Source organism: Acinetobacter sp. BMW17 (assembly GCF_001592855.1).
Taxonomy (GTDB): Bacteria; Pseudomonadota; Gammaproteobacteria; order Pseudomonadales; family Moraxellaceae; genus Acinetobacter; species Acinetobacter johnsonii.
Window position 1 is genome coordinate 8,738 of sequence record NZ_LSOD01000042.1, and the last position, 11,093, is coordinate 19,830.

Genomic DNA, 11,093 nt, shown 5'->3' on the forward strand with positions numbered 1-11,093 from the left:
GGTAGGACATTTGATTTGTAGCGTTATTTTCATACCTCTATTTTATCAAAAGCCATATTGTTTTTTTCAGCATACTTTTTGAAACACCGCCAAATTATGGTCTAAATACACATAACTATTTTGTAATTCACGTTGCCATCTCACCCAGTTCATCGAACCAAAGTTATCTTCTGATGAAAAGTTAGTTTGACTCCCATCGCTATAAAAAATTGGTACACCGCCACCAAGACCATGAGGGTCATCATCTTGGTAATCAATACCCAAAGTAAGTTGAGTTTGATCAGTGAGTTTAGACGTTAATGATCCTGAAATCGTTGTTGTATTCTTTTCATAATAATGTTTCCCTGTTCCACCGTCTGATGTCGCAACAATCAAACGTGCGTTAAGTTTTTCATCAGCTAACAGCCCGCCACTAATATCTCCGGTAAATCTTCGCCCATCGAAAGTATCGTAACTTGCTCCAAGCTGTGCATTAAACTCTTGTGTTGGTTTTTTATGGACCATATTAATTGATGCAGAAGGCTCACCTAACCCAGTGTTTAGGCCGTTTACCCCCTTTAAAACTTCAATGTGATCATAAATTGCTGTATCAAAGACAGGCATGGCAATTACGGAACCACTAACACCTGAATAAGATGATGCAATACCATCAATTTGAATATTATCGACTGCAAACCCACGAACGTTGTAATTTGGGCGTTCGCTATCGTTATATCCAATACTTACACCAGGTACTTGTTGCATCACGTCTGCAACAGTCGCTAAGCCTTGATCCTGCATTCTTTGCTGTGTAACAACAGTCACTGTCTGAGGTGTTTCCTTCAATGCAATATTCATTTTGGTTGCTTGAGAAGACTTACTCTTTTTATATTTTTTACTGTTTTCCGTAGCATCCTCCCCATCTTCAGCCTGTACCACAATAGGAGCTAAACTTGCTACTGGCTCAGATGCTGCTGCATAAAGATATGAACTAAATAAAGGAGTTGAAAGAACGACAAGCCAAACTTTATTAGGTGGGAAATACTGCATACCACAAGCTACCATTTGCAAATGAGAATCATTGTATATTAATTATCATTTACATTTCTACACAAATAGAATATTTACTCAAAATAATTGAGTGTTTATGCGTATGTTCTACATTCATAGGTTATGAGGACAGATCATGCGTATCCTCTCAAGTCCCCTAAAAATTTGTAGATGCGAAGTTTACAATCAGGTCTTGTAAGTTGCCTTCTCGTCGCGTGTAATTCGACGAGAAATTAGTTTGAGGTATTAATCATACAAATAATTCAGATGAGCAAAATTACATGAAGGCCATTCTAGTTCCATGAGCTCTAGAATGGCCTTGAATAAAATATTGATGCTATATGTTAAATCTAAGGAATTTAACTAAAAATATTATCCCGATTCTTTTAGATAGAATTAAAAAGTTCTACATAACATGCTTCAGGTACCATTAGTAATTAATGGTATAACTTAGTGCAAAAGTACGCCCTTCCGCTGGGATCGCTAACAATGAGTTAGCATTGGTCACTGCTGCTTGTTGGGCGAATACAGTTTTATATTGATTACCCCATAGATTATAAACACCAAAGTCCATACGGCCTTTCGCTACTGGAAAATATGCTAATACATCCATGGTCGTATAACCTTTAATCTCTGCTGCACTGTTACTATCACTCAATCCAGCTGCTTTTAACTCTAGGTCATCTTTATAGGCTTTGTCAGTTCCTTTGATTGCAAGCATTTGAGCACGTACACCATAGCCATCTTCATTATTCCATTCTGCAAACAATGTGCCTTTCATTGGTGAAACTGCAAAAGCATTTAACTCATGCCAATTATTGGCCCCATCCTTATACTGACCTCTTGTATACCCTAAAGTTCCACCCACTTTATAATTTTCCATAAATGGGTAACTTACTGTTGCTTCAGCACCATAAACTCGCTGATCTGTGTCGACAACATTTACAGAACGATCCGAGTTAAATTGAACGACTTTATCAGAGGTATTATAGAAACCTGTTAAGCCCAAATTTAAGCCTGTGTCTTGGTTCAAGCGCCAGCCTAGTTCATAGCTATTCACAGTGATTGGAGCAATACCAGACGTGGTTAAAGTATATGCTGCAACGTCACGCAATACACGTTGTACATCTGGATAACTATAGCCTTGTGAAAAATTGGCATAGACTTGTTGTGTATCAGTGAGTTTATAGACAGTGCCTAGGTTAAACAGGAATTTGTCAGAATCTGTAGAGTCTGCCGCCATTAATGTATATGGCTTACGTGCAGTTAAATAGCTGTCTGTGTCTGCCTGAACATATTGGTAACGTACACCGGCTTGAATATTAAGCTGATCAGTTACGGTATAGTCCCCTTGTATAAAGGTGCCAATATTCTGAATTTCAGTATCTGGTCCTGAGCCTTGTTTTTCTCCAGTTGGGGTATAAACTAGACCATTATTGCTTGGCGTGTAGTAGTCAGCCCACTGATGATCTTTTTCCCAGTCATAGTCTAAGCCATAAGTTAGTTTTAAATCACGGTCAGCAACTACAAGATCAGACTGTAAAGTTGAACGAATCCCAGCATAGTCCACATTCGACTGGCTTTGCTTTACATTCACACCATCTGCTGAATAGCCATAAGGTACGAAGCGTGACTTCTCATTTCGATAGTAAGCTTCCACATTCAGGACTTGACCTAAGAAATCCTGATTTTGGTACTGCGTATTAAAAGCATAACGTTCAGTAAAAGGTTGATTATCTAAGCTCCAACCTTTTATCGCTTTTAAAGATGGAACTGTTTTGGTAAGTAAATATGAATAATCAGGCCCATATTCTGTATCTTGTTCATCTTTATAGTACTGAGCACCAAAACTTAAGCTTTGGTTGTCAGTTAAATTAAAGTTTAAACGACCATTCATATCAATAGTATCAGTATCCATGGTGCTGCCCTGCCAAGGACTTAATGAAATACGATCTCCATTACCATCAAATTGAGAGCCACGATTGGTATAGTCTAAGCCAAAAAAACCATCGACTTTGTCATTTGCAAATGAAGCTGTTTGTCCAACTTGATAAGCCAAACTATCACCTCGGAAGTTATCTGCCGATGTCACACCCAATTTGGTTTGAAAACTGACTAGTTCTGATTTATCGGCACGTTTAGTAATAATATTAATAATCCCGCCTGTCGCACCTGAACCATAAATACTGGTCGCACCTGAAACCACCTCAATATGATCAATCATATTTGGGCTAATACTATTTAACTGACGCGCTACATCACGTGAACCGGTTTGTGATACACCATCAATCATTACAAGTACATTACGTCCACGCATAGTTTGACCATAATTACTACTCGTTCCACTGCTTGGTGCTAAAGATGGAACCAGTTGCGCCAAAACATCTGCAACTTTACGACCTGGGCCAGCCTGTTGCGCAATTTGATCAGCAGAAATGGTTTGGACAGTTCCTGCAATTTCGGAAATGCTTTTCGGTGTACGTGTTGCTGTCACCACGATAGTTGGAAGTTTAGTCTCTGTTTTTTTTGCTTCAGTTAATGCTGAAGTCATATCGTTTGCATAAAGTTGAGTACAAATAGCCGCAGTGAGCAAGCAAAGACTAAAGTGAGACAAGCGCATTTTTATTCCTCTTCTGCAAAATATTTTTGAGAATGATAATTATTATTAATTTTAATGTAAAACTTTTTATTATATTTTTTAATGCAGTAAATTCTATCTTGAATACGAAAAAGTAGCCTTCAGCTCAAACAGGTGTTGATCGTCATAGGCTAGTATTTCTATACTTACTTTCAATGAGCTCAAATATTATATAGGTCATATTGTCATACGGCAGAAACCAACTATGGATTTGGTTTATAAATACTCATTTGCGGAAGACTCTTTTGGAACTCATTTTAGGAGCGAATTGAGCTAGGAATATAACGAATAATAGGCAAAGGGCTGCTTTGAAAAACTAATTCTTGGAAGAAATTTGGAGATTAAGAATTCCTCGTGGACAAGCTAACAATCATTAAACCCATAATATTTATATAATAAAATGAATTTTACTTGACATTCACAAAAGATTTTTTGCTAAAAATACATTTTAGCTATGTCATTAAACTATTCATTAACAAAAGTGTTCTGCCTGACATAACCCTCTTCAAATTATCTAAAATAACTGTTCTATAATTCAAATAGATTTTGAGGAGGAATGACTGGGGTTGGTTAAGATATTGTAGTATTAGTCATCACGACCAAATTAAAAATAAGAACGTTCAGATCAACTTGAAAATTTTACCGCTATTTAGACTTTGGAAGAACATTTCAAAACCAGGACGAATATCTTCGCCATCAACAGTGATATATCTTAAATTTGAATGTAATTTTGTGCTACATGAATTTTTATCTATAGTCGCCTGAATAGAGTATTCAGTACCAAATTGATCTTTGACAGTAACATTTTTCTTTAACATTTTTTCTATACCTATAATATTAAGTCACTTAAAAACAATATAATCAAATATTTAGTTAGGCAACTTTATAGTTAAATTTAAATAATTGATTTAAAGCGGTATAGAATGTTCTACCATCTAAATTTAAGTCTACTTCGATTCCAGACTGAAGCAACACACGCTTACCCACTTCAATAGATTTCAATCCATCACGGGTATTTTGCATTTTATTTAGAGGAATTAACGAGACTATAATTTCAGTACCATTTGAAGATTTAGCAATTAATGTATTAAGTTTTTTCAATTTCCACCAGTTTTTTTCATATATTCCAACAAGGAATAAATATTTAATTAATAATTTTTGGTCATTAAAAAAGCACTATTCAGTGCTTTTTTATATTTAATGCTTCTTATAAAGCAACAATATTTACAGCATTTGGGCCTTTTTGACCTTGCTCTATGCTGAATGACACTTGTTGGCCTTCATGCAATGTTTTGAAGCCTGAACTAGCGATTTCGCGAAAGTGAGCAAAAACATCTGGACCAGATTCTTGTTGAATGAAACCAAAGCCTTTAGTTTCATTAAACCATTTAACTGTACCGGTAACTGTAGTAGACATAATATATCCTGCTGAATTTTAATAATTTTAGTCAAAAATAAATGACTAGATGTAACTTTGAAAATAATAAAAGTGGAGCTTAAGATCTGAAACAACGGAGGATTATGACTAAAACTGCGATACTTAAAGAAGATTTACTAAACATTACTTTTTTCTAGTTACGCCAAGTATACATGAAAAAAATAAATATTCAAGTTATTTATAGCTGTCATAAATTTTAATTATATTAGGTGTTTCCTGCAATCAATTGAAACGTCCTTAAAAATAGTAGTGTAGCATCTAAAAAAAGCCCTAGTCGTGTGCTGAGCCTTAGAATAGCTTGAACCAAAATATTGAGGCTAGAGGTGAAATTTCAAACGTTTCGCATAAGGTGTACTATGTGTGTATTCTAGATAAATAAAATAGCTTTTAAATACAGTTTTTTAGGATCAATAATGAATAATAAAGTTAGATTAATCTTTTGCATCACCCTACTCTCAAATTTGGGAGCATGTGTTGGCAATATGAACCCTACAGGCGGCAATAGTAGGCCTGATTATCCCTATTACATCACGACACAACCAATGATCGTGAAAAAGATCAATGTACCTATAGGCACAAAACTAGAATATGAAGAACAACATTTTAAATCAGGCCAACAAGATTCATTACTGAACGAAAAAAAACTCATCAGGATTTCCTTCCCAGAAGATCAATCAATGAATTGGGCTGGTGTACCCATTGGTTTTATTCACAAATATTTTAACTCAGAAATGAAAGGCTTCAGCGTTTATGCACGTTTCAACCAACTCCCAAGTAATAAGCAGACGCGCTTTTCTCAACTTTGGCAGAAATGTAGTGATGACTTAGGCATTCGTGTTAAAAATACGGATGATTGGACATTCAATCTCAATAATATCGCCGATATCGATAGTTGTAGTGTGAATTATCAACGATACTTTAAAGATAACATCCAACAACAACATTATCTTGATCAGCTTTACCAAGAAATGCAAAAAGCAGGAACAGTGAAATAGCTATTGGGTGTTCAAATAATCACAACTATACAAAATCCTCCATACTTAAGATTTTTAATAATCACAAAGCACTGTTTTGATTTAACTTAAATAAAGATAAAGTGCCACACGGCGCTCTATCTAGACTTATGCTGAGGATAATATATTAAATATGCATCGTTATGCCTAATTGGAAAGCCCTACCTGGTAAGGGTGCAATATATTTTAATGGAGAGTTTTGCGGCCGTGCATCTTCATCCAGCAAATTAGAACCATTGATAAAAAGATCAAAACTGGCGTTTTTCAACGTCATTTTTTTACGAATATCTAAATCGAGCAAATTGTATGCAGGCAATGGTACTTCCTCACCCACATTTTTACCTAGGTAACGAGGTTTGTCATAATAAATACTAGACAGCCGCGCTGACCAATTCTCTAATGTCCACTCAATATTTGCACCATAGCGGTTGGTTGGCATATTGGGCAAATAGATTCCATCATTGGCTAAACGTAAACGATCAGGGTCTGTCGCTTTATTCTTGACCAAATCTGCAAAACCACCTACTTTTAAATCCCCAAAGTTGTCGAGGGAAAACGTATGGTTCATATCCAACTCAAAACCATTCACTTTTGTATCGGTTTGCTTCCAATACTTCAGTGGTAAACGGTTCCGCATAGAGGCACCTGAGTGGGACAAATACAAATAGTCCTCAAAATCCATTTGGTACAATGAAACTGCAATATTGGTCAAATCCAAATTCAGAGTAGTTGTAAACTCTAAACCCTGCATGACTTCTTTGTTGAGTTGTTGATTTCCTTCTTCTTGGGTCATGACTGAGTAGTGAGGGTTACTGGCATAGAGTTCATTGATTTCGGGTGCTCGTTCCGACTCACTGTACTGAAGTCTGAAACCCAAATAGTCTGTAACTCTAAACTCCGATCCTATATAAAAACTATTCAGATCAAAGGACTGATCTTCAAGCGTGCTATTTGAAGCATTACGCGCCAACTTAAAGCTCTGGTCCTGAATCGCATGTTTGACTTTCTCGACACGATAACCAGCATCAAAAGAAAATTTATTGAAATCTAGTTTTTCCTGAATGAATATTGCATGAGAAGCGGTATTCACATTCGGTAAATAACGTTCTAAACCTGAGCCCTTAACCTGCCTAGCATTTATAGAAGTTCCTATTTCTCCAGTCAGGTTTTTATAAGGCATGTGTTCAAATAGCAACTCCGCAGTATCAGTATCAAATTTATACTCATTGGCTTTTCTTGCACCAATGTACTCTCCAGATGTGTTTGACAGTCTAGATGCTTTTAGCCGCACACTCTTCAGCAAACTTAATGGCTCTCTAAACAGTGAGTCTACGGCAAAACGATTCTGTTCGATTTTTACACCCACTGGCAAGCCATCACTATAAGAGCTCTGAAAAGATTTGTTTTCCATAGAAAAACCTGGAACTCCATATTCACTACTTTTATAGTCGGCACTCACGCCGATATAGCCATTGTTTAAGAAATAGGTTGTCCCTATCGCCATGTTTTCATTTCTGGCATAGCTGTTACCCAGTTTCTTTTTATAATTCGGCGTTACATCATTGTTAATTCTATTCTGTACGTACTTAGCCGTGTCCGGCACATAATCAGGGTTCGGATCATTAATAAACTCTTTCAATGAACCATTTACATAGCGTTTTGAGATTGCCTCATCTGTGTATTTCGCTGACTCTAAACCATCATAATAATCATAAAAATTTTCTGGGTTCTTCGTGATATCTTCCAAAACGTGCTTATTTAAATACTGATTATGCGCTTTATTAAACACATTTGAGATCCGAGAGTCCTTTTGACATGCATCTGCCAAAGCAGAATTTACGCCACCAGTACTCGGAAAAACAGCTGTATCACATACTGCAGCTTTGCTTGATCCAGGTATTTTATATAAAGAAATACTTTGGGTTGAGAACTGAATATTTGTGCTTAAGTTTTTTTGATTGTTTACATTTAAACGAATACCGTGGGCATTAAAATCATTAAACCCTTTCTTATAAGCGATATCTAAACTTCGACTTTTATCCTCCAGCTCTTTCGAAATCAGTCCAGTATCAATATCCACACTGCCCCCAATGGCGTTACCCCCATATCTAACTGAATTTGTGCCTTTATGAACGGTAACGTTTTCCGTAAAGAGTGGATCAAATGGAATATTAATATCGCCACTTATCGCATTCATTCCATTAATGGTTTGCCCATTCTCAAGGATACTCACTCTATTACCCGATAAACTGCGTATCACGGGTGCACCAGCATTTGGACCAAAAGATGTACTTTGCACTCCTGAAACATGTTTAAGTGCATCTCCAAGTGTATTTGATGTTTCGATTCTCTCTTTCTCTATAATGACTGAAGTAACTTCTGTCTTTTCCGCTTGAAAAATAAGCGGATCTAAAGCTGTAACTTTTTGTTCTGCATGTGTCTGTTGAATAACCATCAAAATGAGCGTCATTAAAGTTGTGTGTTTCATTCTTCACCCCATTAAAAAGAAATGTTATAACATAACATTTATGAATTTAAAAAATTATTCTAAAGGCTCTTTGTTATATGTGTAAGAACGAAACTGATTTCAAAAAGAGGAAAGCCACCCTAGTGCGCTGAACCCTAGAATGGCCTTGCTCAGAATATTGATCCTAATGGTATAATTTCAAGTGTTTAACTTAAAAATCAACCCGCTTATTTAAGCTGAGCTTAAAACGAATTAACAGCCTTCCAAAACGATTTTTCCTTTCGCTCGACCAGATTCAATCAGCTCATGAGCTAGTTTTAAATTTTGTGCATTAATTTTGCCTAAAGTCTGATTCAGCGTGGTTTTAATTCTGTGGTTATCTACCAGTTCTGCAACCTGATGTAATAGCTGAGATTGTTGTTCAATATCTGTAGTATTAAACATTGAACGTGTAAACATGAACTCCCAATGTACAGAAACCGACTTAGACTTAAACTCACCGATATCTAGTGATTTCGGATCATCAATTAAGCCAAACTTACCTTGTGGAGCAATAAGCTTAGAAATTTGAGGAAGATACGTTTCTGTTTGATTGGTTGAAAAAATATATCGAGGTGCGTCTAAACCCAATGCTTTGATTTGCGTGTTTAAATCTTGGGTATGATCGATGACATAGTCAGCCCCTAAAGACTTAACCCATGCTTTAGTCTCTTCCCTAGATGCTGTAGCAATAACTTTTAAATTTGTCTTCGCTTTGAGTAATTGAATCGCAATAGACCCTACACCTCCAGCGCCTCCAATTACTAAAATATTATCAGATTGATCTAAATCTACATTGAAACGATCAAATAACATTTCCCACGCTGTAATAGCGGTTAATGGCAGCGCAGCAGCTTCAGCATCACTCAGGCTTTGAGGTTTTAAGCTAACAATACGCTCATCTACTGCTTGATACTCAGCATTACTCCCATCCCGAGTTAAATCACCTGCATACCAGACCTGATCTCCGACTTTAAAATGTTGCACGCCAGAACCGACTTCAACAACCTCACCCACTGCATCCCATCCTAAGATACGTGTGTTGCCTGCTGCGACAGGGTTTCGTCTAACCTTAGTATCGACAGGGTTAACCGAGATCGCTTTGATTCTAACCAACAAATCCCGATCTTTTAAGCTCGGCATCGCTTTTTCAATATCTACCAGTGGATTTTGAAATCCATGATCCATACCGTCAATATAAGAAATAGCCTTCATTCACTTGTCCTCTTGTTTTGTTATTTGAGTTTACTTAATATTCTTTTTTAAGTTATACAGACAAATTCGTCTTATAGTTACCAAAAGGATACTATTGAAATGGGTAAGCTAAAACATTCGCGTTTTGATTGCACACCAGGATGTTCTGTTGAAGCTGCCATAGGCTTACTTGATGGTAAATGGAAGAGTATTATCTTGTGGCATTTATTAGAAGACGACGTTTTAAGGTTTAATGAACTGAGAAAGAAAATTCCAAATGTCACTCAAAAAATGCTTACTAGACAATTACGTGAACTTGAAGAGGATCAACTGATTCTACGAAAGGTTTATGCCGTTGTTCCACCTAAAGTAGAATATCGATTATCTACACTCGGCACTTCTTTAGCACCTATTTTGGTTGCATTAAAACAATGGGGGGATAAGAATATTGGTTTATTTGGGAAACCCATTATGCCTTTAGAATCAGAATAAAATTTAAACCTGTTTTACTTCACTTACAGTCCAGTGTTTTCTATAAATACTGTAGTTTCATAGCTTACACGCCATTACAGTGACTTGTATAAAAATTACGTTCTTAGAAACAGCTATGTATAAAATTAACTAGCCATAAAAAAAGCCTAATCTGTGAAGACTAGGCTATAAACTTTGAATCTTTTTTCGTTGGTAGCGGGAGCTGGATTTGAACCAACGACCTTCGGGTTATGAGCCCGACGAGCTACCAGACTGCTCCATCCCGCATCAACGAGTTAGCTTTATACGCCCTAAGCACCCACAAAGCAAACTTTATTTGCAATATAAACAGTTATTACATAAGCAGCATACAAAATACTAGTGCTTAGCCAATGCTTGCTTCAGTGATAAAAGCGGGATGTGAGGCTCTATAAATGCTTAATCTTGTTTTTTCACTGTCTAAAAATGACTTAGGCTCTTCAGACCATATTGATTTCCTTGAATCAAGACCCGAATGACTTAAAGCCCAATCAGAAACTGTACTATATACAAAAGTATTATCAGCGAAAACTAATTTTGTCTTCCTTCCCACACTACTTATAAGAACTTTATGTGTAGGTAATGATCCAAATGTACTAATTTGGGTGTAAATGTATTTATAGGTTTCAGACATAGAAAAAAGTACTTAAATGACAGCGCTACTATACCATTTTGGCGGTGTTTCAAAAAGTATGCTGAAAAAAACAATATGGCTTTTGATAAAATAGAGGTATGAAAATAACGCTACAAATCAAATGTCCTACC

At 36.4% G+C, this 11,093-nt stretch carries 9 protein-coding genes and 1 tRNA gene; 2 read left to right on the plus strand and 8 right to left on the minus strand.

Annotated elements, in window-relative coordinates:
• Positions 1-66: 66 nt before the first annotated feature.
• The 5 genes from AXW61_RS13730 to AXW61_RS13750 all read right to left on the minus strand — a co-directional run bounded on the left by AXW61_RS13730 (position 67) and on the right by AXW61_RS13750 (position 5,084).
• Positions 67-1,044, minus strand: coding sequence for a TonB-dependent receptor plug domain-containing protein (locus AXW61_RS13730; protein WP_062034750.1), 978 nt, complete (start codon positions 1,042-1,044; stop codon positions 67-69).
• A gap of 415 nt (positions 1,045-1,459) precedes the next feature.
• Positions 1,460-3,649 carry a TonB-dependent receptor gene (locus AXW61_RS13735; protein ID WP_062034751.1) on the minus strand — a complete coding sequence of 730 codons (2,190 nt, stop codon included), beginning with the start codon at positions 3,647-3,649 and terminating at the stop codon, positions 1,460-1,462.
• Between the two features lie 638 nt (positions 3,650-4,287).
• Positions 4,288-4,485, minus strand: coding sequence for a hypothetical protein (locus AXW61_RS13740; protein WP_062034752.1), 198 nt, complete (start codon positions 4,483-4,485; stop codon positions 4,288-4,290).
• A gap of 55 nt (positions 4,486-4,540) precedes the next feature.
• Positions 4,541-4,768 carry a hypothetical protein gene (locus tag AXW61_RS13745; RefSeq protein WP_004980159.1) on the minus strand — a complete coding sequence of 76 codons (228 nt, stop codon included), beginning with the start codon at positions 4,766-4,768 and terminating at the stop codon, positions 4,541-4,543.
• A 106-nt stretch (positions 4,769-4,874) separates the two neighbouring features.
• Positions 4,875-5,084, minus strand: coding sequence for a cold-shock protein (locus AXW61_RS13750; protein ID WP_004693506.1), 210 nt, complete (start codon positions 5,082-5,084; stop codon positions 4,875-4,877).
• A 434-nt stretch (positions 5,085-5,518) separates the two neighbouring features.
• On the opposite strand from AXW61_RS13750, the gene AXW61_RS13755 reads away from it, so the two are divergent.
• Positions 5,519-6,100, plus strand: a complete 582-nt coding sequence (locus AXW61_RS13755; RefSeq protein ID WP_062034753.1) for a hypothetical protein — start codon at positions 5,519-5,521, stop codon at positions 6,098-6,100.
• Between the two features lie 145 nt (positions 6,101-6,245).
• Here the strand turns inward: AXW61_RS13755 and AXW61_RS13760 are convergent, their stop codons facing one another.
• A complete protein-coding gene (locus tag AXW61_RS13760) occupies positions 6,246-8,606 on the minus strand; it encodes a TonB-dependent receptor (protein ID WP_062034754.1) in 2,361 nt (786 codons plus the stop codon).
• A gap of 231 nt (positions 8,607-8,837) precedes the next feature.
• Entirely contained in the window at positions 8,838-9,839 is a 1,002-nt protein-coding gene (locus AXW61_RS13765) for a zinc-binding alcohol dehydrogenase family protein (RefSeq protein ID WP_062034755.1), read from the minus strand.
• A 99-nt stretch (positions 9,840-9,938) separates the two neighbouring features.
• On the opposite strand from AXW61_RS13765, the gene AXW61_RS13770 reads away from it, so the two are divergent.
• On the plus strand, positions 9,939-10,310 hold the full coding sequence (locus tag AXW61_RS13770; protein ID WP_004693511.1) for a helix-turn-helix domain-containing protein: 372 nt from the start codon (positions 9,939-9,941) through the stop codon (positions 10,308-10,310).
• Between the two features lie 190 nt (positions 10,311-10,500).
• Here AXW61_RS13770 and AXW61_RS13775 read toward each other — a convergent pair.
• Positions 10,501-10,577: transfer RNA gene (locus tag AXW61_RS13775), tRNA-Met, on the minus strand.
• Positions 10,578-11,093 lie beyond the last annotated feature (516 nt).